We start from the raw sequence: 24,774 nt of genomic DNA on the forward strand, positions 1-24,774 counted from the left end.
GCTCGTATCACTCGTAGCGGAGGCACGTGATCGGATCCTGCTTGGCGGCTCGGGACGCCGGTACCAAGCCGAACACGACTCCGACCGCGGCCGACACGCCGAACGCCACGACGACGGACATCGCCGACACGATCGTGTGGATCTTCGCGATGTGCTCGATGACGGTCGCGAGTCCGACGCCGAGCAGAATGCCGGCGATGCCGCCGGCGAGGCTGATCATGACTGCTTCGCTGAGGAACTGCGCGCCGATTTCCTTCTGCGTCGCACCGACGGCGCGCCGCACGCCGATCTCCTTGATACGCTCGAGGATCGACGCGAGCATGATGTTCATGATCCCGATCCCGCCGACGATGAGCGAGATCGACGCGATCGCGCCGAGCACGATGTTGAAGATCGTCTTCGTGTGCTGCTCCTGTTGCAGTAGCAGCTCCGGCACCGAGATCTCGAAGTCGGTGACGTCGTTGTGCCGGCGCTGGAGCATGCGGCGCGTGAGATCGGCGACGGCGGTCACGGCGCTCGACTTGTCGACCTGGACGATCACTTTGTCGAGCTGGTGGTAGTTCCGCTTCTCGGCGCGCTCGTCGTCGGTTTCGGTCGAGTCGCTGTTGTTGGAGCCGCCGCTGTTGGCATCCTTCGCCGCGAGCTCCATTTCCTGCTGCGTAACCTCGGAACGGTTCCGATAGCGCAGGAGCATGGTCGGCAGCGGGACGTACACGTCCATGTTCGCGTCGCGGATCCCGAGCTTGGACGCGATGTCGGCGGACACCTTGCGGTCCTGCAGCACGCCGACGACCGTGAGCCACTCGTTGCCGACCTTGATCGCCTTGCCGATCGGGTTTTCGGTCGTGAAAAAGCGCGACTTCACCCCTTGGCCGATGATCGTCACCGACGACGCGGCGCCGTAGTGGCGCTGACCGAACCCGGCGCCTTCGTCGAGGTGGAGATTCATCAGGCGGAAGTAGCCCGAGTCGACGCCGACGATCTTGCCCGACCGATGATGGCCTTCGCGTGTGATGACGCTGTTGACGACGACCTCGCTGCTCGTGCCGGCGACGTCGGGCACCGTGCGGCGAATCGCGTCGGCGTCGAGATACGATAGGCCGGGCGTGAACCGTTTCGAGTCCTTCTTTGCCGTCGGGTCGTTGTCGACCTTGCCTTCTTTCTGCTCGACGATCGGCGTGATGACGATGTTGTTCGCGCCGAGGAGCTTCATTTCCTCCAGGATCGCCTGCTCGGCGCCGCTGCCGATGGCGAGCATCGCGATCACCGACGCCACGCCGAAGAGGATTCCGAGCGAGGTCAGCCCCGCGCGCAGCTTGTTGTGGGCGAGCGCTTCGGCCGCGGTGCCCGCGCTGAAGCCCAGCTGGGCGATGACCGCCTGCAGTCGCGACGCCCGGGGAGGCGACGCGGCCGGTGCCGCGGCGAGGGTCGCCACGCGTCAGCCCTTCGGTTTCGTCGCGGGGACGGCGGCCGGCGCGGAACCCGTCGCCTTGGGCGCTGGAACGACGAGCTTCGGAGCGGGCTTTTCGTTACCGGCCTTCGCGTCGCCGGGCTTGGCGCTGTCGGGCTTCGCCGGCAACGTGACCGATTTGGCGGTATCACCGCCGGCGCCCGGGGGAGCGGTCGGCTGGAGACCCGGGATGATGTCAGTCTTGATCGTTGCCTTGTCGGCGGGTGGCGTGAGGAACACGCGATCGTCCTGCGACAAGCCCTTCTTCACGATGATTTCGTTGTCGTTCGTCGCGCCCGTCTCGATCATCTGCCGCACCGCGCCTCGGCCGTTCTTCTTGTACGTGTACGAGTAGCCGCCCTCCGATGTGACCGCCTCGAGCGGAATCGACAGGACGTTCGGCACCGACATGACCTCGACCGCATTCGACGTCGTCATGCCGGGGCGCAGCGTCGTGTCAGCCTTCGCGACCTCGATCTTCACCTCGAACACCTTGGAATCCTGATTCGGCCGCTGCTCGCCGACGTTCGCGATCGACGTGACCTTTCCGGTGAGCTTCTTGGTCGGATCGGCGTCGAGCGAGATCGACACCGGCTGGCCGACAGCGAGCTTGCGCACGTCGACTTCGTTGACGTAGGTCTGCGACTCCATCTGGGTCAGGTCGGGGAGCGTCGCGACGGTCGGATCCCACGTGTTCCACTGCGATCCGACGCCCTTTTTCTTTCCGTTCCATTCGCGAACGTAGATCACCATCCCCGGCGAAGGTGCGTTGATGGTGAATCCGTTCAGCGCATCCTGCACCATCTTCAAGTTGTTCTGCTGACGCCCGAGGTCGGCCGACGCGACCGACATCTTCGCTTCGGCCTGCTTGGTTTTCGTATCGAGGTCCTTCTTGGACTGCTCGAGTGCGCGTTGCGCCTTTTCGTAGTCGATCTCGGCCTGGCGCTTGATCGACGGTGCCTCGAACTGGGCCTGATCCTTGGCGATCTTCTTTTCCTCGAGCCCGTACTCGGCGGTCTTCACGGCCTCGCGTGCCGTCGACAAGTTGAGTGCGGAGTCCAATGAGACGTCCGTGAACTGCGCCTGGGCCTTTTGCAGATCGAGCGTCACGCTCTGCTGGCGCGTGGCGGCCGGCGCGCGATCGAGCTCGGCGATCTTGTCGCCTTCCTTGACCACCGTGCCCTCAGGGACGATCCACGTGATCTTCGACTGATAGATCTGCGCGGGCATGGAATTCGGCCCTTGGATCTGCACGAACTTGCGAGCCCGAAGTTCGCCGGTCGTGGTGACGATGACCTTGAAGTCGCCCTTTTTTACAGGCGCGGTGAGCACGGCCTCGGCCGCGGAGGCGGTCGATGGCCACTTGTACCAGGCGATCGGCCCGCCGATCACCAGAACGGCGATCAGGACGGGCAGCCAGCGCGCACGCAGTTGACGCATCTCGAGGTTCCTCGAGTCAGGTGGTCGGGCAACTGATCGAGCTCTGAGCCAGCGACACGCAAACCGGGTCGCGCCCGCAGTCTAGCGGGGCTGGGACGACCCGGGGATGAACCGTTCATTAGCGTTCGATGAACGCGAGGTACCCGTCAGTGCGGGGCCCGGTTCCATCGGCACCAGGCAATTCGACACCGCGAAGCGGCGAAGCGTTTGCCTGGCGGACGGGGCGGCTGGAGGGTGGACCGGTGGACAGGTGGACAGGTGGACAGGTGGACAGGCAAAGCCTCAGATGCTGAGGCAAGACGTCTGAAGCCAGACTTCTGAAGCCGGGCCGTCCGAGCTCCCACTGTCCACCCGTCCACCCGTCCACCCGTCCACTCTAGAACAGCCCCACAATCTCCCCACTCGGCAGCCGAGCCATCCGTTCCGCAGCCGGCTCTTTCGGGAGTCCGGGCATCGTCATGATATCCCCGCATTGGGCCACAACAAACCCAGCCCCGGCCGACGGGCGTACTTCATTGACCGTGATACGGAATCCGCGGGGGCGCCCTAGTTTCGTGGCGTCGTCGGTCAGCGAGTACTGGGTTTTGGCCATGCAAACCGGGGTATTGCCCATGCCGATCGACTCGAGGTAGGTGATCGCCCGGTCCGCTTCCGGCGAGTAGTCGGCTCCGTCGCCCCCGTAGATCTGCCGAACAATCGTGTCGATCTTCTCCTTGATCGGGCGATCGGTCGCGTACAGCGGACGGTATTCGGCGCCCTTCTTGTCGAGCAGCGTGAGCAGCTCTGCGCCGAGCGCTTCGCCGCCCGCCCCGCCCTTCTCCCACACTTCGGTCAGCGCCAACGGAACGCCGACCGACTTCGCGAACTCGGCGACGAGCGCAAGCTCCGCTTCGCTATCCGCCGAACGACGGTTGAGCGCGATCACACCGGGAACGCCGAAGTGCCGCACGTTCTCGACGTGCTTCTCGAGGTTCGGCAACCCGCGCTCGAGCGCGCGCAAATCCTCGACACCGAGATGCTTCTTGTCGGCCCCGCCGTGCATCTTGAGCGACCGCACCGTGGCGACGATGACCGCCGCTTCCGGATTCAGTCCGCCCATGCGGCACTTGATGTCGAAGAACTTTTCGGCGCCGAGATCCGATCCGAATCCCGCTTCCGTCACGACGAGATCGGCGAGCGCGAGCGCCGAACGAGTCGCGAGAATGCTGTTGCAGCCGTGGGCGATGTTGCCGAACGGGCCGGCATGGACGAACGCCGGGCCGCCCTCGAGCGTCTGCACGAGATTCGGCCGGATCGCGTCCTTGAGCAGCAGCGACATCGCTCCGGCGGCGCGCAGCTCGCCGGCCGTCACGGGCCGCTTCGCCGCGCCGTAGGTCGCGCCGAGGATGATGCGCGCCAGGCGCTCCTCGAGATCCTGCACGCTCGTCGCCAGCGCGAGGATCGCCATGATCTCGCTCGCCGGCACGATGATGAAATGCTCTTCGCGCGGCACGCCGTCGCCCACGCCGCCGAGCCCGACGATCACGTTGCGCAACGCGCGGTCGTTCATGTCGATCGTGCGCGGCCATGTGATGCGGCGCGGATCGATGCCGAGCGCGTTCCCCTGCTGCAGATGGTTGTCGAGCATCGCCGCGAGCAGCGAGTGCGCGCTCGAGATCGCGTGGAAGTCGCCGGTGAAATGCAGGTTGATGTCGTCCATCGGGACGACCTGCGCGAATCCGCCGCCGGCGGCGCCGCCCTTCACGCCGAATACCGGCCCCAGGCTCGGCTCGCGAATGCAGAGCGCGACCTTCTTGCCCATGCGCCGCAGGGCCTGCGCGAGCCCGACGGAGACGGTGCTCTTGCCTTCACCGGCGGGCGTGGGGTTCGTCGCGGTGACGACGACGAGGCGTCCGCGTACCGGGCGCTGCGCGATGTCGAGCGGAATCTTCGCGATGTATTTGCCATGGAGATCCAGCTCGTTGCGCTCGAGCCCGAGCTCCGCGGCGACGTCCTCGATGGGACGCATCTTGACGCGTTGGGCGATTTCGATGTCCGACGGGACGGCAATGGTGCTCACGGCGCTAAACCTCGAGTGACAGCGGGTGAATGCGTTCAGGGTGAGTGTACACGTTCGCCGATTCGCCGCGCAGCAAACCGACGAGCGTCACGCCCGCGGCTTCGGCAAATCGAATGGCAAGACCGGTCGGACGCGAGATCGCGGCGACGAGCTCCACGCCGCACACGGCCGCCTTCTGGATCATCTCGTAGCTCGCCCGGCTGGTGACGACGACGAATCCGCTCGACGCCGGCGTGCCCGCGCGGGCGAGCGCGCCGAGCACCTTGTCGAGCGCGTTGTGACGTCCGACGTCTTCACGCGCGACCGACAACTCGCCGTCGGCCGTCGACCAGCCGGCGCCGTGCACGGTGCTCGTGGCGTTGTTTACGGATTGCTGGCGAGAGAGCTCGGCGCTGGCTCGCCAAAGCGCGCTCCGTTCGACTCGCAGCGCGCGGCCGACTTCCGACGGAATGCGCAGCGCGTCGCCGATCGTCTCGACACCGCAGAGACCGCAGCCCGTGCGCGACACGAGCCCTCGCACGCGCTCGCCGAGTCGTTCGGCGTCGGCCGGCGAGATTTGAATCTGAAGCTCGATCCCATGATTCGCGCGCACCGCGTCGACTCGCTCGACGTGCGCCATGTCGTCGACGATACCCTCGGTGATGCTGAACCCGACGGCAAGATCATCCAAGTCGTTCGGGGTTCCCATCACGACCACGTACGGCCGGCCGTTGTACACGAGCGCGATCGGAACTTCTTCCGCGACCTCCGCCGACGACTCGGCGGACGAGTCCCCCGTCAGCCGAACGAAGGACCGCGCCGCGGAGACCCGCGTGTATCCGAGCCCGGCGAGCGGATGGGGGGGATCAGTGACGGCCATTGCCTTGTTCGGCGGCGCGCGGCTGCACGAAGCGCCACCCGAACCGTCCCTTGATGCAGAGATTGCCCTGCGTGATCGAATTCTCGAGCGGCGACGTCGCCTTGATGATTTCGCCGTCGTCGACGTGGAGCCGCAGGGTGCAACCGACGCCGCAGTACGGGCAGATCGTGTCCGTCGTCGTGACGTTCGATTCATCCCACGTGCCCTCGGCGCGCCGATCGAATTCCGTCTTCGCCATCAGCGCGCCGGTCGGACAGACCGCGATGCAATTCCCGCAGTAGACGCACGCCGATTCGGGCAGCGGAACGGCGAACTCCGTCGAGATGTGCGCGTCGAATCCGCGCCCGGCGACGGCGATCGCAAACGTATTTTGATGGTCCGGCCCACACGCCTCGACGCACTTGTAGCACAGAATGCACTTGGCGTAGTCGCGGACGTAGAGATCGTTGTCGACCGTCGCCGGCTCGGCGACCGTCGCCGCGAACGCGGGATCCGGTGGCGCGTGGTGTCCCGGAATCGACGCGTCGCGTGTTCCGGCGGGAGCGGGCGGCGCCTTCGGACCGAAGCGCGCGGGTTTGGCGTCGTAGTCGTCGATCCAACGCTCGACGTCGGGCGTCGTCGAGAGATCGACCGACGACGCGAGCAGCTCGAGCACCAGTTTTCGGCTGTGCTTCACGCGCGGCGAGTCGGTGTGGACGACCATTCCTTCTTCGGCGGCGCGCGAACACGACGGGGCGAGCACGCGCGCGCCCTCGACCTCGACGACGCACACGCGGCACGCGTTCACCGGATGCAGCGTGTCGAGGAAACAGAGCGTCGGCACTTCGATGCCGGCCTGACGACACGCGGCGAGCAGCGTCGCGCCTTCGGGCACGGTGACCTTTTGCCCGTCCACGGTGACGGTGACGGTGCGCATCGACGTGCGACGGCTCCTGTCCGTCGCGATCGTCGGCCGCTGGAGCTGAACCAGCGGCGGCGTGGACGCGACTTCAGTCACGCCCTGCCTCCCGATTGTGCGCCGTTCAGCACGCCGACCCGATGGATCGCCGACTCGATGGCGGCATACGCCGTTTGTCCGAGCCCGCAGATCGATGCGTCCTTCATCGCCAAGCCAACCTCGTCGAGGAGCGACACTTCCTGTGGTACGTCGCCGAGCGTCCGTCCGCTGGCAATTCGATAAAGCGCCTCTTCCTGGCGCACGGTTCCCACGCGGCAAGGGACACATTGTCCGCACGACTCGTCGCGGAAGAACGACGCGATGCGCAGGAGGATCCGCTTCATGTCCACCGTGTCGTCGAACGCCACGATGACGCCGGATCCCAAGGTCGCTTTCGCCGCGCGCGCACCCTCGAAAGTGAGCGGCATGTCCAACTCGTCGGGGCGCACGAACACGCCGGCCGCGCCGCCCAGCAGCACGGCCTGGAGCGAGCGTCTTCCCGCCACGCCGCCGGACAATGCGAGCAGATCGCGAAGCGTCGCCCCGAATTCGACTTCGTAGACGCCCGGCGCCTCCACGTTTCCGCTGACGCAGAACAACTTCGTGCCGGTCGACTGTTCGGTGCCGATCCGCGCGAACGCCGCGCCGCCGTGCAATACGATCGACGGCACGTTCGCCAGCGTCTCGACGTTGTTGACCACCGTCGGCAGACCGAACAGTCCGGCCTGCGCCGGAAACGGCGGCTTGTTTCGTGGCTCGCCGCGGTAGCCCTCAATCGAATTGAAGATCGCCGTCTCTTCGCCGCAGATGTACGCGCCCGCGCCGCGGCGAATCTCGATGTCGAACCGAACGCCGCGGCCGAGGATGTCGTTGCCGAGGAATCCATGCGCGTGCGACTCGGCGATCGCGCGCGCGAAGCGCTCGGCGCCGACGGGATATTCGCCGCGAATGTAGAGGAATCCGCGTTCGCAGCCGGTCGCGAATCCAGCGATCGTCATCGCCTCGACGATGGCGAACGGATCGCCGTCGAGGAGCACGCGATCCTTGAATGTCCCCGGCTCCGATTCGTCGGCGTTGCAGATGAGGTAATGCGGCCTCGCCGACTGCTTGGCGACCGCTTCCCATTTGCGTCCGGTCGGAAACGCGGCGCCGCCGCGACCCATCAGCTTCGAGTCGATCATCTCGCGAATCACCGCGTCGGGTCCGATCTCGAGCGCGCGGCGCAGCGCCTCGAATCCGCCGGACGTCGTGTATGCGGCGATATCGGTCGGATCGATCGTACCCACGCGGCGCAGCAGCCGATCGACGTGCCCGATCGACGTGGACGGCGTCGTCGTGTTCGAGTCCTGCGGGAGACGCAACGTCTGCGTCTCGGTCATCGGCGTGGTCCAGAGTGAGTCGACGATCATCGCGCGCGAGCGGCGCGGCTTCGGCTCCCGCGACGGCGATCCGCCGCGCAGAATCGTGCGCGCCTCGTCGAGCGACAGGTCGCGAATGACTTCTTCCGTCGGGAGCGGTCCGGCTTCCTGAAGCAGGGCGGCCGTCGCGTAGTCGCACTGTCCGAGACACGGCGACCGCATCCAGACCGTGGCGCCGTCGTCGATGTGAACGTGATCGCCATTCGGGCCGTGGCCGTGCGCGGGACCGACCGACGCTTCGATCTGGCCGATCAACTCCGCGGCGCCCAGACAACGGCACGCGATGTCGTCGCAGACGTGCAGCACACGGCGCGGCCTCGGCGTCGTGGACAGCAGCGCGTAGAACGTGGCCACGCTCCACGCCTCGGCGGGCGGGACGTTCAGCCGAACGCAGACGTACTCGAGGCCCGTCTCGCTGATCCATCCGACCCGAGACTGCAACGCTTCGAGCGCGGGAAGCAGCAGATGCCGGCGTTCACGAGCCGCCCGACCGCCGTGCGCGACGTGCGCGTCGTAGAGGTCACCGCGCTTTCCGCCGTCCCACGCCGACGTGGGCGGCCCGAGCAGCGCGTCGACCGCGGCACGCTCGTCGTCGGTCGGGACGGAGTGCCGCAGCCTCAAATCCATCAGTCGTCCCCTGCGGCGGCGAGCGGCTCCGTGCGACGGGCGGCGGGGGAGCGCACCGATTTCACGGCGACCGGTTCCACACGCACGGCGCACGCCTTGAACTCGGCGGTGCCGGACTTCGTGTCCGTCGCGTTGATGGTGAGAAGGTTGGTCATGACGTCGTCGGGGAAGTGCAACGTCATGAAAACTACGCCGGCGCGCAGACCGCGGTCGATGTAGACGGGCGCGTCGAGTGCGCCGCGTCGCGAGGTCACGTGGACGATGTCGCCCGGGCCGACCCCAAGCCGCGCCGCGTCTTCGGGCGACATGTCGACCGTCTCGCCGCGATGAAGCGGCGAGGCATACCCCCCGCTCTGCACTCCGGTGTTATAAGACTCGAGCCGCCGGCCGGTCGATAGAATGAACGGATACTGATCGTCCGGCTGCTCGACGGGACCTTCGTGGTGGACGACCGAGAAGGGCGCGAGCCGGCCGCGCTTCGCCGGATCGTCGTCCCAGAGTCGCGAGTGCAGGAACTTCGTTCCGGGATGCTTCTCGTCGGGGCACGGCCACTGGAGTCCGCCGAGCTCCTCGAGGCGCTTGTAGGTCATGCCATAGAGCTGCGGAGAGAGCGCGCGCACCTCGTTCCACACGTCTTCCGCGGTCGGCGAGCCCCAGTCGTAACCGAGTCGTTTGGCGAGCTGCGACATGATCCAGATCTCGTCCCGCGCATCGCCCGGCGGCTCGACGGCCTTTCGACAACGCTGAACGCGCCGTTCGCTATTGGTGACGGTGCCCTCGCCTTCGGCCCACGTCGCGGCCGAGGGAAGAACGACGTCGGCCAATTGCGCCGTCTTCGTGAGGAAGAGCTCCTGCACGACGAGGTGGTCGACGTTCTCGAGCAGGTGCGTCACGTGCGTCGCGTCGGCGTCCGACTGCGCCGGATTCTCACCGATGACGTAGAGCGCCGTGAGCTCCTTCGTCTCCATCGCCTGGATCATCTCGGTGAGATGCCATCCGTCCGTTGGAATGATGTCGCGACCCCACGCGCGCTCGAACTTCACCCGGTGGTTCTCGGTGGTGACGTCCTGGAATCCGGGGAGTTTGTTGGGGAGCGCGCCCATGTCGCCGCCGCCTTGGACGTTGTTCTGTCCGCGGAGTGGATTGCACCCGCAGCCGTAGCGTCCGACGTGGCCTGTGAGCAGCGAGAGATTGATCAGCGCGAGAACGTTGTCGACCGCGTTGTGGTGCTCGGTGATGCCGAGCGTCCAGCAGACCATGGCGCGATCGGCGGTCGCGTACGCGTGCGCCGCGTCGCGGATGACCTCGGCCGGAATTCCCGTGACCCGCTCGCCGAAGGCGAGGGTGTATGGCTCGACGGCTTCTTTGTACGCCTGATAGTCGGTCGTGCCGCGCTTGATGAACTCGCTATGCGCGAGCCCCGCGTGAATGATTTCGCGGGCCATGGTATTGGCGAGCGCGACGTCGGTGCCGACGTTGAGGCCGAGCCAGGTGTCGGCCCATTCGGCGGACGTGGTGCGCCGCGGATCGACGACGTAGAGACGCGCGCCGTTCTGGATCCCCTTCAATAGATGGTGGAACCAGATCGGATGCGCCTCCCGGGCGTTCGATCCCCAGAGGAAGGCGAAATCGCAATGTTCCGCTTCCTCGTATGAGCTGGTCGAGCCGCCCGCCCCCAGGATGGCCGTCAGACCGACGACCGAGGGAGCGTGTCAGGTCCGATTACAGCTGTCGATGTTGTTATTCCCAAACACCTGCCGCGCCATTTTCGACGCGAGGAAATTCACCTCGTTGGTCGACTTGGAGCAGCTGAAGATGCCGGTCGCGGTACGCCCGTTTTTGTCGAGGTTTCGACGGAAGCCTTCGGCGGCTTTGTCGAGGGCCTCATCCCACGACGCTGGCCGAAGGACGCCGGCGTCGCGGACGAGGGGTTGAGTCAGGCGGGCGTACGCGCCGGAGGGTGTCCGGGGGGAGTTGTTGCTGGACTGCATTCGTGGTGCATCTCCAAGACGGGGATGGTCTTAGGAGGATGCATTGGGGACGCTACAACTGCAAGTGGACTGCCGACGGTTCCAACCTTCTGCAGTTGTCAGAATTCCGCGTAGCAGCAATCTCCGCCACAGGCAAACCAGAGTACAAGTGGGTCGGTACGCGCTGATTGAGGCGACAACGCTCTTTGCGTCAGCAGAATCTCAAACGCTTTGGCAACGGCGACTGGGTCGTGCCCGTTATCGGACAATGTTTTGCACAATTCATTCGTGTTGAAGTAGATGTTGGCGCCGTCCGCCTGACGGGGATTGCGTGAGTGACCGCAGTTCTTCAGCGTCTTTGTGCCACGGGTGGTTCCAGTGGGATCGTCGCCGCTCCACCAATGGTTGCCCAGCTTTGCGACCTGACTCAATCCGACCTCGTTCGCACCTGGCGGCGGCGTCTTCTTGAATTGCACAAGCCAAAGGAGCTCGTCTCCTTGATTCAGATCGAACGCCGCATCGCGACATGGATTGACCGTAACGTTTTCCACGATGGCCCCGGGGTACCAGTCACTATCGCTTGCCCCGGATGGAATATTGTGGGAGCTGTCGGTCGCCGCGATCATGATGAGGCACTTGACCTTAGCATCTGTGGCTGAAGGAACCTTTACGATGGTGGCGTTGGTAAAGTTGAGCTTTCGCATGAGGTTTCTCATGTCATGATTGTACCAATGCCCTAGTGTCGCAGTGGGGTCCGGAGTTTTGGGCGGCGGATCACCGTCCGCGAGGGGCGACGCATCGGACGCATTTCGGCCCGCGAGCCCTAGACTTGCGAACGCGAGAAAGGCGAGCGCTGCCCTTGAAATACGATTAAACACTGATCCTCCGGAGAAAGATGGTTAGTCAACGCTCTCGAACGATCCGCTGCATTTCCTGCTGCAAATCCTTTAGCTCGGGGGCGGATGACAGCCACAGATCGTGAACCGCGCGGGCGTACAAGCGAGCGGTAACCGAATCTCCGGCCCGCGCGGCGAGAATCGCTCGAAGCGCCATCGAACGAACCATGAGTGCCACGTCAGTGACATCTCCAAGAAAGGCTGGATCAAGCGCGCGAACTGTTCTCAGAAGATCGTCGAGTTCCCGGACCGCTTGGGCTGTGTCTCCCAACGCGAGCCAGATGAGCGCAGCGGGGAACGCGTTTCGAACGCCGTTTCCAGGTGCGCGTCCCTTGTCTATCCCCTGAAGGCGAACAAGGCGTTCTTTCGCGCCAATGCCGTCCCCGCCGGCGAGATCCGCCGCCGCCCGCACGATCTCGTCGGGCGCATTCACACCTAATCCCGGTTCCAGAAGCAGATCCGGCCGAAAGGTGACGAGGCCCCGAGCGACAATTGCGGCGCGGACTTGTGCGGCGTCGCTTGAATCTGGAGCGTACGTATCAATTAGGTCGGAAAGGCGGCGGGCTAGCAATCTGACGCTGTCTGGACCAAGCCCGAATGCAGCACGCACAACAAATGGAGCTTCCGCCTCCAGGATCGCCGCCGGCGGGTCCCAGCGCCGGCCGTCGGCGAGACGGACTCCGTGATCGAAACGCGCGAACGGCCAAAGCCGCTCGGCGTCCTGGACGCGACCAACGAGCGTCACCAATCCAATCACGCCGGCCACGTCACGACTTCGGCTTTCGCCGCCGCGACGCAGAACCGAGTCAGCCTCGGCTCTTGCTTCCGCAAAGCGCTGCTCTTTGAAAAGGTCGCGAACTTCGGCGATGGCAAGACGCAGCTGTTCGGTGGAATCTGTCGCCAAGGACCGAGCCTTCCGCACCAATTCGAGAGTGGAGACGCGGCGGCCGCCCAGGTCCGCTACGCCGCCGGACAGCTCCGTCCAGATCGCCAAGGAGTCATATGCGGCGGCGATGGTCGGAAATCGACGAGCCCAGTCTGCAGCGGCCTCTCGAAGGATCGATCTGTTGCGTTGAATCGCCGCCTGAACGAGCCGCTGCGACGGATCGCCCCGCCGCGTCGGGAAGTCCCGAGTCGAATGGGGCGCGAAGGCAACCGTATCGTGATCGAGATAGGGAAACGCACCAAAGAATTGTGTGTCCCGCGCCACGGCAAACCCGAGACGGACTCTATTGGTCGCGCCGAAGAGCACCGAGGATAGCCGGCCCAGTAGCCAACCACGAAACTCAGATTCGCCTTGGGGCGGAGGCCATCGCAGGGCAATGCGATACTTACGAGCGGCTTCCTCAAAACTGCCGCGGAATGCCCAACCGGTCGCGGTTAAACGGGACTCGACGACGGTCGAATCGCGAGCTTGGCAGTCGCCGGCCCCGAGCCAAGCCCAAACGTCGGCGGAGTCCTTGCGCACGAGCTCTTGATAGACGGCACACGCCTTTGGATGCTGTCTCGTCGACAACAGGGATGCGGCGATCGCGCGCAACGAGTCGCCAGCCTCCAAACGTGCCCCCAGTTCAACTGCTCGCCTAGCCTCGACCTCGAGCTCTGATCTATTCGCGCCGGGTAGATCGATTGCCAGAGTCTGCGCAAGCCATGCGTGCGCTCTGGCAAGATTGGGATCGATTTGGATCGCGGACCGAAAAAACGCTTCGGCCGCGGACAAGTGCCACTGCTGAAGCGCCTGGCGACCAAGATCATAGCGACGCCAAGCCTCGAGGTACGCCGGCGCCGAATCGCTGGGGTCCTTCCATGGCTGAACGCCATCAACTCGAAGTATGGCGTTGATCAACCCTCGAGATGCGGTCTTACGACTAATTGCGATTGCATTTGCTGAATAGGTGACGTGGCTTTGGCGAATTAGGGCTTGACTCTGAGAGTCGTACAGTCTGACGCGCACAGACACGCTATCACGATCCTGTGTTGCCTCCACTTCGACGACGTTCGCGGCCCCCAGGGCCCGTGCTGACTTGCTCGCTTGAGCAAGATTGGACACCGTTTCAACGCCTGAATCGTTCACGATCGAGACGCCGCGCCATTCGCCGAAACCCAGCAAGATAGAGCGTAACGCCCCGGCCGTTTTCGGGCCTCCGCTTGCCGAAGACCATACGAAGAGCTTGGAATCACTCAATTGCTCGCCAACGCTGCGCGTGTTCATCCACGACAGGATGACCACACCTGCCGCGATCAGGCCCGTCACGATGATCACGCGACGGTGCGGGCCCGGACCCCTGTTCAGCAATTCCAAGAACTCGCGTGCATTTAATGGACGCTCTGCGATCGACCGCGACGTCGATTTTAGGACGAGCAGAGCCAGCGAACGAAGCAGCCGGCGCGAGTCCCGCTTCACCGTGCCGCGACTCGCAAGGAACCCTCTAACCGTTTCCGCACGCGGCGACGGGTGGCCGGTAAGCATTTCATGAGCGACGACTGCGAGGGCGAAAACATCTGCCCGTTCATCCGTCGGCAGTTCCGGTGCCATATATGCGGGCGTCCCCGGCGCTACTCCGCTCTCCGTCAACGGCGTCGCCGTCGTTGACACCGCACGCGCAATCCCAAAATCGGCCAGAATCGCCTGCCCGTCCGATAGCAGAATGTTCCCCGGCTTGATATCCCGGTGAACGATCCCTCGCTGATGCGCGAACGCGAGCGCGCCGCTCACATCCTTGAGAATTCTCAGAATGTCATCGAGCGGCAGCTTCCCCTCTCTCTCGATCCGCGCGCGAAGGCTCTCCCCCTGGATGTACGGCGTGATGTAGAACAGCCCATCCTCGAACTCGCCGCTCGTGAGAATCGGCAGAATATGAGGATGCTGAAGACGAACCGTCAGTTCGATCTCGCGCTTGAACCGTGCAGCGCTCGCGTCGGACACCAAATCCGGCGGCAGCACCTTGACGACGACCTCGCGCCTGAGGCGGAGATCCGTCGCGAGGAAGAGACGGCTCATTCCCCCCGCCTCGAGCTCACGCTCCAAGCGGTATTGCGAACCGAGAGCCTCTTGAAGGACGGTCTCGAGTGGCGCGGGCACGCGGGACGGTGGGGAGGGGACCGCGACGGCGACACCAGCATACCGTCGCGGCGCCCCACCGGCAAGGCTCGGCCGCAAAGAGTTCGTCACGCGGTATCCGCTTGAGCGTATCATGGTGATCGATCTCAGTCGGCCGGATACTCGTTGCGAATCCGAAGTGGCGGCTACGGCGCGGGCGGAATGACCCGCGTCGGGATCGTCCGCGTCTGGGTCGTTCCATCGCCCAGTTGCCCGAACTGGTTGTTGCCCCAGCAGTACACGCCGCCGTCCGTCGCCGTCGCGCAGAAGTGGAAGTAGCCGCGGGCGAGCGACGTGAACGTCAGCGACCCGGAGACCTTGACGGGGACCGTGCTCGACGTGATCGAGCCGTTCCCGAGCTGACCGCTGTCGTTGTTGCCCCAGCAGTAGATGTCGCCCGCCGGCGTTAGGCCGCACACGCTTTGCACCGCCGACGCGATCGCCGTGAAGGTCATTCCGGAGGCGGCGGGCGCCGCGGCCGCCACGTTGGATTGCGACGTGGTCCCGTTGCCGAATTCCCCCTCGCCGTTGAAGCCGGAGCACCAGGCTGACCCGCTCGCATCGAGACCGCAGACGTGGAAGCGACCGACGGTCATTTGCGTGTAGACCGGACTCGCACCGACGATCTGATGATCGATGACGCCGAAGCAGAGAGCCGTGCCGGCGGTCGTGACCCCGCAGTTGTCGTTCTGCCCCTCCGCGAGGAAACGCCACGTGTTGCCACCCAGGCCGACGATCGGCGACAGCGGCGCAACATTGCCCGCGCCGAGCCGACTGTTGTCGTTCCACCCCCAGCACCACGCCGTCCCGCTCGCGTCGAGGGCGCAGGGGGAGCCATTGAAGTTCGCCATTTGCGTGAAACGCCGCGTCGTCTGCACAGCGCCGCGCGTTCCGCGAAGTGCTTCCTGGCCAAAACTGAAGCCGTTGCCAAGCTGATTGACGTTGTTGGCGCCCCAGCAATACGCGGTGCCGTCGGTCGTGAGTCCGCAGGTACCGAGTGAGGCGGCCTGAATCTGTGACCACGCCAATCCGCCTGACACGGCGGCTGGTTGAGGCTGCGAACCGCCGACAGAACCGTTTCCGATTTCACCCCACACGTTTTCGCCCCAGCAGTACCCGGTTCCATCGCTGGCGATTCCGCATGTATGGAAGTCGCCGCCGGAGAGAGAGCCGACGCGCACGGAGAATCCAGCGGGTGTCACAGTGACGCCGGCGGTGCCGCCCACGCCTTCCGAGGTCGCCGTGATGGTCACGGTGTTGGGTTGAATGCCCGCGACGACACCGTTGGCATCGACGGTCGCTGAGGCCGCGTCGGAAGTGCTCCAGGCGATCGTTCGACCGGTGAGAGTATTCCCATCCGCATCCTTGAGGGTCGCTACGAGCGTCTCGGTCTGGCCTGCCTGAATGCTGCTGGTCGCCGGCGCGACTATCACCGCAGCGACGGGCGGGCGGATCACGGCGACCGAGGCAGCACCGGACATTCCGTTGGACGACGCAGTGATCGTTGCCACTCCCACTCCCACTCCGCTGACGACGCCGTATGAGTCGACCGTCGCGATCGCCGTGTTGTCGCTGCTCCAGCTCACCGGTTGACCCGTCACCGCGTTTCCGTATGCGTCCGTGAGCGTGGCGATCAGATCGGCCGTCTTGCCGACGACGACGGTTTGCGGATTCGGAGTTACCGCGATCGAAACCACCATCCCTTGCTCGATGCGGAACTTGATCGGCAGCGTCTTCCCGTCGACGAGAGCGATGTTGTCGCCCGTCGCCACGTTCTTCGCCGAACCGTTCGAAAGGATCTGAACGTCCGCTGACCCGACCGTGGCACCGAGGATCGATGCCGAGACGCGATACGTGGCGCCGAGAGAGAGCGGGAATTGATCCGTGTGCCAGTTCACGATGTAGAGCGCGTCGGCAGCGTCGACCCGAATCGTTTCGGAGCCCGGGCCCGTCGCCATCGTGAACGTCGCCACGGTCGGCTGCGCGCAGGCCGAGCCAATCCACTGGCAGATGTCGATTTGTGGCGACGCGCCAGGATCGAAGGTACCCGTGACGGTCGGGTTCTTGACCATTGGAGCGAGCCAGAAGAAGTGCGGATTGCCGGCGTGCGCGCCGTCGATGATGGTAAAGTCGCGCGCGTTCGGAGAGAGCAACGAACGACTGGGGTCACCGCACGAAATCGTGCTGAGAATCGAAGCGAAGGCTATCATCAGCATTCCTGCCGCGCTGCAGGGCGCGCGGAGTACGCGTTTCATTTTCGGGGCCTCATGGTGAGAGTGCACTTCGGCGAGCATCGGACCGCGAGCAGGCGTGGTGAGGTTCATGGCGAGCCGGTCGCCGGCGAGGATGCACTGCGGGAGAGGCTGACCCCGACTTGCCAGCCTGTTTGCTGGAGGGAGCGCGGGCCGGACACGGTTCGGCTGAGCGTCACGACGAACCGGTCATCAATCGTGATGCCGCCGGTGACCGTTTGATATCCGGTGTGATGCTGGTCTGCATCGCCGATCAGGCGCATGAACGTCGGCGAACCGCCGGCGAAGCCCACGCGAGTCTGGAAATACACGCCGAGGCCACCGAGATCGTCGATGGATTTGAAGACGAATTCGGCGCCGGCATCGTACATCAGCGTCGTGTCACGATGATTGGCGCCAAGCACCGGTAGCGTGACCCCGCCCCGCGGAGCAAGCAGACCCACGAAATCGGCCGCGCCATTCGGTTTGCCGAGATGAACAAGCGGATACGCGGCGGCAACGTTCAGCAACCCGCCGCCGTTCAGAAATCGCGTGATTGTGCTGCCGCTGGCGGTCGTGTCGATCTTGGCGGCATCGGTCGGTTTCGTCGTAGCCGCCGGTGTGGTGGCCGCCGAGTCTTTCCCAGTGGCCATCACCGTACTGAACGAGAATCGAACGGCTTTCAAGAAGCGCGACGCCAACTCGACGTATGTAGCGCCTTGGTCCCCGCCTCCGGAGATCGCACCGATGTTGAGCGCCGAGGCGGACGGTTGCTTCCAGAACGCGACAGCGTCGTCGTGCGAACGAACGCTGAACAGTCGTCGCTCGCGCAGTTCCCGCTGTACGACGTTCGCACTGGCGACGCGCTCGAGCGAGTCGAGTCGCGCGGTTTTCGGCTTGTCCTTTTCAGCCGCGCGGTACGGCTCCACGAGGTCGTGAACGGCGTCCTGAGTCATGTCCGACTGCAGCACACACGCCGGCGGAATCCAATCGAGGATCTCCGCCAACCCGTCGGGCATCCGGATCGTGGGCTTTGTCGCAACGGCATTCAGCGAGCGGGCGAATCCAGATCGCCTGACTTGCCCAAACCCAACGGTATCGTTCGCAGCAGCCGGAACCGACGCTTTGTTAGCGCTTCTGAACGCGCGCTCTGCTGCGATGGCGGATTCACCAGCGCGTCCCGCGTCTTTCACCTCGTCCGCTGTGTAAGGCGTGAGTGCGATAGACCCCATAGCGCACTTGAACTGCAAGGTGTCATCGCGAGTTCGCAGCTTGGAGGGTTGATTTGCCGGTTCCCTCATCGCGGTGACCATCTGCGTGAGGAGCTCCCGTTCAGGCGTCTTATTCGCCCGAATGGTCGGCAGGGTGACCGCCTGCGCTCCCACACGCGCCGCGACGAGCGTGAGTGCGATTCCCGCGGTAGCGAATACTCCTCGAGCGCGCTGCATTGTCATTCCCCCCTGGAGTGAGCAAGTCGGACGACGGGACGTTCCTCGTCGTCGGTGGCGCGACGGACGAGCGCATCCACGTCCGCCTGAGTCGTCAGGATTGATCGCGCCGGAATTACCGACGCCGGCGGCACGCGGAGGCCGCTCCGGATCACCGCCTTCCGCCCCACGTAGGACCGCGTGCCGATCACGCACCGGTCACCAATCGCCGCTTCGTGGTCGAGGATCACCTCGTGGTCGATCAGCGTGTGCGACCCGACGCACGCGTTGATGCCGAGCGCCGCGCCGACGCCGACTTCCGAATCGGCGCCGATGTCGACGCCTGGCGCGATCATCGTGAGGTGCCCGATCATCGTCCCCGCGCCGATGCTCACCGGCAGCACGATGATCTTGCCGTTCTTCAGGCACATGTTCGGCGAGATCGTCGCCTTGTTCGACAGGTACGCGCCCTTCCCGATCGACAAGAGCGGCAGGTCGCGCAGCCACGTGTCGGGGTACGTCTGGAAATCCACGCTGCCGCGGTAGCCGAAGAGGCGAAGCGTGGCGCGCTTGAGCGATGGAATCGCCAGCACGGCATGAAAGAGCGGGCCGCAGTAGTAGATCGCGGTCCAGCAAAGTGCGTAGAGTCGCCGCGGGCCGTAGACACGATGGCCGACGTCGCGCGGGTACCGGCCCGGCGTCACGGAGCGCAGTGTCAGGCGGCTCAGCATCCCGGCGATCAGGACGTAACCGGTCGCGTAGAGCGCCGGCGACAGCGCGAGCAGGACGTAGAAGACAATCGAAGAGCGTGTCGCCCGCGCCGCCGCGACGAGCAGCGCGAGCGGTCCTCCGACGATGACCACGAGATAGAGCGGCACAAGCGCCCGCACGATCGTCGCCCGCCACCACGAAGTCGGTTTTTGCATTTGATCGTTGCTCCGTGAGAGAATCGTCACGGACCAACGCTACGGCGCGGTCGTCGTCCGACTGTGGCGCCCGCGGGACGCATCCGTCCCGGCTCCGTTCCTTTTCCGTTCTCGGCGCTTTGCCCGGACGCTGCCGCGCGGTATTTTCGCGGGCGTGAGCACTGAGCCGAACGATCGACTCACCCTTCGCGTCCTGGGTGCCGTCTCTCTCGCCGGACGCGAAGGCGCCGAGGCGCTGCTCGCCCAACCCAAGCGCGCCGCGCTTCTCATCTACCTCGCCGCCGCCCGGCCGAACGGCCACCACCGGCGCGACCGGCTCGTCTCCATGTTCTGGCCCGAGCACGACCAGGACCACGCCAGAGCCGCGCTTCGTAAGGCGCTCTACGCCATACGGCAGACGCTCGGCGACGACGTCATCGTCGCGCGGGGCGACGAGGAGGTCGCCGTCAGCGACTCGGTCTGGTGCGACTCCACCGAGTTCCGCGCCTTCGCCACGAAAGAGCGATTCGCGGCGGCGCTCGAGTTGTACCACGGTGATTTTCTCGACGGCTTCTTCGCCGACGCGCCGGGGTTCGAGCGCTGGGTCGAAGAGGAGCGCGGCCACTGCCGCGAACTGGCCGGGACCTGCGCATGGACGCTCGCCGAGCGCTACGCGTCGTCCGCCGACCTCACGTCGGCCACGCGGTGGGCGCGGCGGGCCGTCAACCTCGCGCCGTCCGACGAGCGACGCCTGCGCAAGGCGCTGACGCTCCTCCTCCAGGCAGGCGATCGCGCCGGCGCGGTGCGCCTCTTCGAGGACTTCGCTCGCCGTCTGCGTGCCGACCTCGACGTGGATCCGTCCGTCGAGACGCTCAACCTGGTCAAGCAGATCCGCGAACGCTGAGGCGGGAAGCAGGCCGCCTGACCCGCCCCGTGCGTTAGCCCCGGTCCCCTCGGCATACTTCGTGTTGGTGCATTCGCCCCAAAATCAGGCCGACTTGGAGTTACACGTGCGTTTACGTACCACCGCAATACTCGCCCTCATCGCGATCGCCGCCGCATCGTGCGGCCATGGAACGTCTGCCCCCTCGCCCGTGACGGCGCCTGCCCCGACGGCGACACGGCCGCCCGGCGCCGTGTGGCCCGACGAAGGCCCGGCGACGTGGGCGCCGCGCCGGACGGTCAGCGACATCACGGCCAACGACCTTCGCACGCGACTCTACCAGTTCTCCGACGACTCGATGCAAGGTCGACGCATCGGAGAGGCCGGGAACCTCAAGGGGACGTCATACATCGCGTCGGAGTTCGAACGCCTGGGTTTGAAACCAGCCGGCGAGAACGGCACCTATTTCCAGAATCTTCCCTATGGAACGCTCAGGGTCGACAGCACGGTCGCACGGCTGATCGCCGCGGGCGCTCCGGCGACCCCGGGTAACGAATGGATTCCCGCGGCGAACAACGCGGGCAGCCGCATCACCAACGATGCCAACGTCACCGACGCGAATGCGGTGTTCGCCGGACGTTGGGGAGACACCACTAAGGCGCTCGACGCGAACGCGATTCGGGGAAAGGTCGCGGTTTTCACATTCGCGCCCGCTCGCGGCGGACGTGGCGGCGGGGGCGGAGGACGCGGCGGATTTGCGGCGGTGCGCGATTCGCGAGCTTCGAACGCCGGCGCGGTCTTGATCCTCGTCGCGAGCCCGGACTCGACTCCTCGTTCGATCGTTACTTCCGCCTTCGCCAGTCGGCCGGGGATGCAGCCGGGCCAACCAGACGGTGCGCCAGCCGCCGCCATCAGTGCGTCGCTCGCCGCCAAGATCTTCGGACGGCCACTCGATCAACTCAGTGTCGGCGCGACCGGCGCCCCCGTGAGCGCGAACTGGACGAACCAGTTCACGCTGTCGAAGTATCAGGCGCGGAATGTCATCGCGATCCTTCCGGGCTCGGACCCCGCGCGCGCCGGAGAGTATGTGCTTCTGAGCGCGCACAACGACCACGTCGGGATGCTGCCGCGGCCGGTGGATCACGATTCGGTGCGCGCGTTCGATCGGGTCATGCGTCCGCAGGGCGCGAATGACCGGCCGGGTGCCCCGACCGCCGCTCAGCAGCGACAGATCGACTCGTTGATCGCCTTCGCGCGATCCATTCGTCCGCCTCGACTCGATTCGATCAACAACGGCGCCGACGACGACGGTTCCGGAACCGTCGTGCTCCTCGAGGTCGCCGAGAAGTTCGCGAGCGAGCATCCGGCGCGCTCGATCATCTTCGTTTCACACGAGGGCGAAGAGGCCGGCCTGCTGGGCTCCAAGTGGTTCGTCGATCACCCGACGATTCCGCTCGACTCGATCGACGCGGCGCACAACATGGACATGGTCGGCAAGGGTCGCGCGAGCGACGTGAAGTTCGGCGGCCCGGCGTCGGTGCAAACACTGGGATCACGCCGGCTGTCGAAGCAATTCGGCAACATCATCGACTCGGTGAACGCGACGCTCCCCGAGCCGATGACGATCGACTACAGCTGGGACGTACCGGCCAATCCGCTCAGGCGCTTCTGCCGGAGCGACCAGGTGAACTACGTCAACAAGAACGTTCCGGTGACGTACTTCTCGACGGGATACTCGATCGACTATCACGAGCCGACCGACGAGCCGCGCTACATCGACTACGACCACATGGCGCGGCTCGCGCGGTTCATGCACGCCGTGATGTCGGCGATCGCGAACCGAAAAGATCGCCTGGTGATTTCAGGACCGGATCCTTCATACCCGGCTTGTCGGTGATGAAGCCCCGGTTGTGTCGCGAAGGGAAGAGTCGTGGGATAACTGAACGGCAAAACGGGGTGTACTGAACGGCAACTGGAACTGCGGCAGCTTTTGGAACGACCTCGGTTGGCCTGGAGTGGCAGACCGAGGTCGTTCGTAAAAAGGCGCGTACCGTTTGTTTCCGTTCAACCCGTTTTGCTTTTCAGTTTTCCGCGGCTCCTTCCCCGTGTACCGCCGCCTACAGAAGCGGAATACCTAGGCCGTACTTGCTGTTCAGCGCCTGCGCCGCCGCGTGGGCGAGAATGGTCTGTCCGGCGCCGTTCGGATGAATGCCGTCGGCCGAGAAGTACGGACCGAACGGAGCGAGTGACGTCATGAGCTTCGTCAGGCTGAACGGACCCTTGATGTCGCTCCGGTCGTAGAGCGCACTAAGATCGAAAGAGGCGAAGCCCAGTTGCCCGGCTAGCGTATGGATGTGATTTGTCATCGCGAGCATCTGTCCGTTCACGATGTCCGCGTCCCCGCTCGTCAGAATGAAATCAGGGATCTGCGAAATCGGATTCGGCGTGCAGCTGAACGGAACGAACGGTCCCCCGTGCTGGGCGGACGCGAGGCCAGCGGCCGCGGCCACCCCAACAGTCGGCAGAACGTAGATCACGTTCGTGCTCCCCTGGCAGTCGGGCAGGACGGTCACGTGAAAGAGCGTGAACTCGGCGCGATCGGCCCACAGCTCGTCGCCCGTACGGATGCCCGGGACGTGTCTGAGATCGTTGATCAGCCCAACCACGACGGCCTTGTCGGTTTTGGATTTGACGAGGCCGAGGATCGGATCGTAGACCGACTCCCATAATGGTTCGGGAAACAACGTCTGATTGAGCGGGAGGCCGCTCAGCGCGCCGAGCACCTCGTTCGAGCCGAGCTCCACCGACACGATGGTCGGGTTGCGTGCCAGCATCGTCGAGACTTGCGTCATCCCCGTCCCCAACACGCGAGAATAGATCTGATCGACACCCGGAGTTTGCGGCGTCGTGTTCAGCGCGTCGCTCGTGAGCGCTCCGTTGATCGAGACGTTGTCGAACGGAGGTGCAAGCCCCGGCAGCAACGGCGCGCAGCTCAGCGCCGGGCCTTGAGTCAGAGCGCTCTCGCCGCTCAAGCGCTTCGCGAGGATCAACGGTGTGAGGATCGGCGACGCGCATCCGGTGCCGCCGATATACGGCTGTTTCAGGACTCGCAACACGGCCCCATCGAGCTGCGCCGGCCACGCCGCGGCCTGCGTCGTGAAGATCAGCCCATCGCTCTGTACGCCGGCGCTGATACTCGTTCCGATCGCCACGTAGCGCTCGAAGACCGGACGCGCGCTGAAGAGGCTCGCCGACGGTTCCGACGGCCGCGCTGTCGGAGATGACGGCGCAATGATCTGATCTGAAGAACACGCCGAGGCGGCAAAGCCGAGGGTTGACGCGACGGCCAACGTCGAGCGGCGCAGTGCGGCAGCTGCCATGATTCGTTGCTCCGGACGGGGACGAGGTATTCTCTCGCGCCCCGAATCGCCCGTCCAGAGCGTGTCCCGCGCCGACGGAAGAGTGGCGGGCCGGACGGTGAAGGCGGAGAGCGATGGGCTTTGGGTCCCGAGGCACGCCTTGCGGTCGTTGCTCGGAGCCCTCGACCCATCGCCCTCGGCTATCGGGATACTTGTTTCAACTGACCGTTATGGGAGGGGGATTCCCAGCCCGTATGTGTCGTTCAACGCTTGCGCGGCCGCGCGGGCTAGAATCGTCTGGCCGGCCGCGCTCGGGTGCAGGCCGTCGAGCGAGAAGTACGCAAAGCCGCGCCGCGTTGCTTCCGCCTGGATGTGAGTGGTCATGCGATGCATCAGGTTGTTCAGCGTCGTCTGCTCGCTCGGGCTCAGTATGAAGTCGACGTCGGAGGGTGCCTTCGGGGCGCAGCTGAACGGAAACGGCGGCAGACTGTTTTGGAAATAGGCGGCACCGGTCGCGGCGGCGATCGGCACGGCGAAGGGGACGAAAACAAGGTTTGGACTATTCTGACAGTCCGGCTGCACGTCGACGTAGAAGTTCTGCAGGAACGCAGCGCGGTCGTTTCACAATTCGTCGCCCGTGCGGAACGCCGCGGCGTGACCGAGGTCGTCGATGAGGCCGACGACGACGGCCATCTTCGTCACTTTCTGCACGCTGTCCAGCACCTGATCGTAGACCGGAGCCCAGGCGTCGAACGACGCGAGGTTCCCGCCCTCGATGGCGATGCCGGAACGCGCCTGGAGAACTTCGTTCGCTCCGAGCTCGACGGACACGAGCTTCGGATTCGCCGCCATCATCGTCGAAACCTGCGTCTGCCCGGGCTGCAGCACGCGGGAGTAGATCTTCGCGTTGCCCTGGTCGGTGATGTTCTGGGCGGTCGCGTACAGAGCGTCATGGGTACGCGCGCCATTGAGACCCACGTTGTCGACGGGCAGGAACACGCCCGCCTCGTCCGGTGAAAAGCTCAATTGGGCCGGGTCGTCGCCGGCTCCTTCGCCGCTCAGCCGCTTTCCGAATGCGAGAGGTGGCGTCAGCGGGGACCTGCAGCCGGTGCCGTCGATCAGCGGCAGGTTCAACGTGCGTCCGGCCGCCGTCGAAAGCTGCGCGGGCCAGGAGGCCAGCTGGTTCGCCGCAATGAGACCGTCGCCCTGGACG

At 65.0% G+C, this 24,774-nt stretch carries 17 protein-coding genes; 2 read left to right on the forward strand and 15 right to left on the reverse strand.

The genetic code is table 11. The features are described 5' to 3' along the window. Positions 1-7: 7 nt before the first annotated feature. The 12 genes from VGQ44_07005 to VGQ44_07060 all read right to left on the reverse strand — a co-directional run bounded on the left by VGQ44_07005 (position 8) and on the right by VGQ44_07060 (position 19,340). On the reverse strand, positions 8-1,435 hold the full coding sequence (locus VGQ44_07005; protein HEV8446549.1) for an ABC transporter permease: 1,428 nt from the start codon (positions 1,433-1,435) through the stop codon (positions 8-10). 3 nt (positions 1,436-1,438) lie between these two features. After that, the gene (locus VGQ44_07010) at positions 1,439-2,890 is read right to left on the reverse strand and encodes an efflux RND transporter periplasmic adaptor subunit (GenBank protein ID HEV8446550.1); all 1,452 of its coding nucleotides are present in this window, start codon (positions 2,888-2,890) and stop codon (positions 1,439-1,441) included. Between the two features lie 376 nt (positions 2,891-3,266). Beyond that, positions 3,267-4,949 carry a formate--tetrahydrofolate ligase gene (locus VGQ44_07015; GenBank protein ID HEV8446551.1) on the reverse strand — a complete coding sequence of 561 codons (1,683 nt, stop codon included), beginning with the start codon at positions 4,947-4,949 and terminating at the stop codon, positions 3,267-3,269. A 4-nt stretch (positions 4,950-4,953) separates the two neighbouring features. Next, positions 4,954-5,808 (reverse strand): formate dehydrogenase accessory sulfurtransferase FdhD, encoded by an 855-nt coding sequence (fdhD, locus tag VGQ44_07020; GenBank protein HEV8446552.1) that lies wholly within the window; start codon positions 5,806-5,808, stop codon positions 4,954-4,956. Next, positions 5,795-6,805, reverse strand: coding sequence for a 2Fe-2S iron-sulfur cluster-binding protein (locus VGQ44_07025; GenBank protein ID HEV8446553.1), 1,011 nt, complete (start codon positions 6,803-6,805; stop codon positions 5,795-5,797). The genes fdhD and VGQ44_07025 overlap by 14 nt, the downstream gene beginning before the upstream one ends. After that, the gene (locus VGQ44_07030) at positions 6,802-8,790 is read right to left on the reverse strand and encodes an NAD(P)H-dependent oxidoreductase subunit E (GenBank protein ID HEV8446554.1); all 1,989 of its coding nucleotides are present in this window, start codon (positions 8,788-8,790) and stop codon (positions 6,802-6,804) included. The genes VGQ44_07025 and VGQ44_07030 overlap by 4 nt, the downstream gene beginning before the upstream one ends. After that, complete coding sequence (locus VGQ44_07035) at positions 8,790-10,781, reverse strand: molybdopterin-dependent oxidoreductase (GenBank protein ID HEV8446555.1); 1,992 nt, start codon at positions 10,779-10,781, stop codon at positions 8,790-8,792. The genes VGQ44_07030 and VGQ44_07035 overlap by 1 nt, the downstream gene beginning before the upstream one ends. A gap of 98 nt (positions 10,782-10,879) precedes the next feature. After that, positions 10,880-11,464, reverse strand: a complete 585-nt coding sequence (locus VGQ44_07040; protein ID HEV8446556.1) for a hypothetical protein — start codon at positions 11,462-11,464, stop codon at positions 10,880-10,882. A 199-nt stretch (positions 11,465-11,663) separates the two neighbouring features. Beyond that, the gene (locus VGQ44_07045; protein HEV8446557.1) at positions 11,664-14,852 is read right to left on the reverse strand and encodes a protein kinase; all 3,189 of its coding nucleotides are present in this window, start codon (positions 14,850-14,852) and stop codon (positions 11,664-11,666) included. 50 nt (positions 14,853-14,902) lie between these two features. After that, positions 14,903-17,011: an Ig-like domain-containing protein gene (locus tag VGQ44_07050; GenBank protein HEV8446558.1), complete on the reverse strand. Its 2,109-nt coding sequence runs from the start codon at positions 17,009-17,011 to the stop codon at positions 14,903-14,905. A gap of 65 nt (positions 17,012-17,076) precedes the next feature. Continuing rightward, entirely contained in the window at positions 17,077-18,006 is a 930-nt protein-coding gene (locus tag VGQ44_07055) for a hypothetical protein (protein HEV8446559.1), read from the reverse strand. A 431-nt stretch (positions 18,007-18,437) separates the two neighbouring features. Continuing rightward, the gene (locus VGQ44_07060) at positions 18,438-19,340 is read right to left on the reverse strand and encodes a hypothetical protein (protein ID HEV8446560.1); all 903 of its coding nucleotides are present in this window, start codon (positions 19,338-19,340) and stop codon (positions 18,438-18,440) included. A 154-nt stretch (positions 19,341-19,494) separates the two neighbouring features. On the opposite strand from VGQ44_07060, the gene VGQ44_07065 reads away from it, so the two are divergent. After that, the gene (locus VGQ44_07065; GenBank protein ID HEV8446561.1) at positions 19,495-20,223 is read left to right on the forward strand and encodes a BTAD domain-containing putative transcriptional regulator; all 729 of its coding nucleotides are present in this window, start codon (positions 19,495-19,497) and stop codon (positions 20,221-20,223) included. Between the two features lie 190 nt (positions 20,224-20,413). Then, positions 20,414-22,099: a M28 family peptidase gene (locus VGQ44_07070; protein ID HEV8446562.1), complete on the forward strand. Its 1,686-nt coding sequence runs from the start codon at positions 20,414-20,416 to the stop codon at positions 22,097-22,099. Between the two features lie 220 nt (positions 22,100-22,319). On the opposite strand, the gene VGQ44_07075 is transcribed toward VGQ44_07070, so the two are convergent. From VGQ44_07075 to VGQ44_07085, 3 genes are all read right to left on the reverse strand, one after another. After that, positions 22,320-23,582, reverse strand: coding sequence for a hypothetical protein (locus tag VGQ44_07075; protein ID HEV8446563.1), 1,263 nt, complete (start codon positions 23,580-23,582; stop codon positions 22,320-22,322). 207 nt (positions 23,583-23,789) lie between these two features. Then, positions 23,790-24,092 (reverse strand): hypothetical protein, encoded by a 303-nt coding sequence (locus tag VGQ44_07080; GenBank protein ID HEV8446564.1) that lies wholly within the window; start codon positions 24,090-24,092, stop codon positions 23,790-23,792. 90 nt (positions 24,093-24,182) lie between these two features. Continuing rightward, the coding region (locus tag VGQ44_07085) for a hypothetical protein (GenBank protein ID HEV8446565.1) at positions 24,183-24,774 on the reverse strand (592 nt) is incomplete at its 5' end.

This window comes from Gemmatimonadaceae bacterium, from assembly GCA_036003045.1.
In the GTDB taxonomy this organism is placed as follows: Bacteria; Gemmatimonadota; Gemmatimonadetes; order Gemmatimonadales; family Gemmatimonadaceae; genus JAQBQB01.

Excerpts from the sequence above, each read along its gene's own strand:
- VGQ44_07010 (HEV8446550.1), bottom strand. The coding sequence starts at position 2,890 with ATGCGTCAACTGCGTGCGCGCTGGCTGCCCGTCCTGATCGCCGTTCTG.
- fdhD (HEV8446552.1), bottom strand. The coding sequence starts at position 5,808 with ATGGCCGTCACTGATCCCCCCCATCCGCTCGCCGGGCTCGGATACACG.
- VGQ44_07030 (HEV8446554.1), bottom strand. The coding sequence starts at position 8,790 with ATGGATTTGAGGCTGCGGCACTCCGTCCCGACCGACGACGAGCGTGCC.
- VGQ44_07040 (HEV8446556.1), bottom strand. The coding sequence starts at position 11,464 with ATGCGAAAGCTCAACTTTACCAACGCCACCATCGTAAAGGTTCCTTCA.
- VGQ44_07045 (HEV8446557.1), bottom strand. The coding sequence starts at position 14,852 with ATGATACGCTCAAGCGGATACCGCGTGACGAACTCTTTGCGGCCGAGC.
- VGQ44_07050 (HEV8446558.1), bottom strand. The coding sequence starts at position 17,011 with ATGAAACGCGTACTCCGCGCGCCCTGCAGCGCGGCAGGAATGCTGATG.
- VGQ44_07055 (HEV8446559.1), bottom strand. The coding sequence starts at position 18,006 with ATGCCCGACGGGTTGGCGGAGATCCTCGATTGGATTCCGCCGGCGTGT.
- VGQ44_07060 (HEV8446560.1), bottom strand. The coding sequence starts at position 19,340 with ATGCAAAAACCGACTTCGTGGTGGCGGGCGACGATCGTGCGGGCGCTT.
- VGQ44_07075 (HEV8446563.1), bottom strand. The coding sequence starts at position 23,582 with ATGGCAGCTGCCGCACTGCGCCGCTCGACGTTGGCCGTCGCGTCAACC.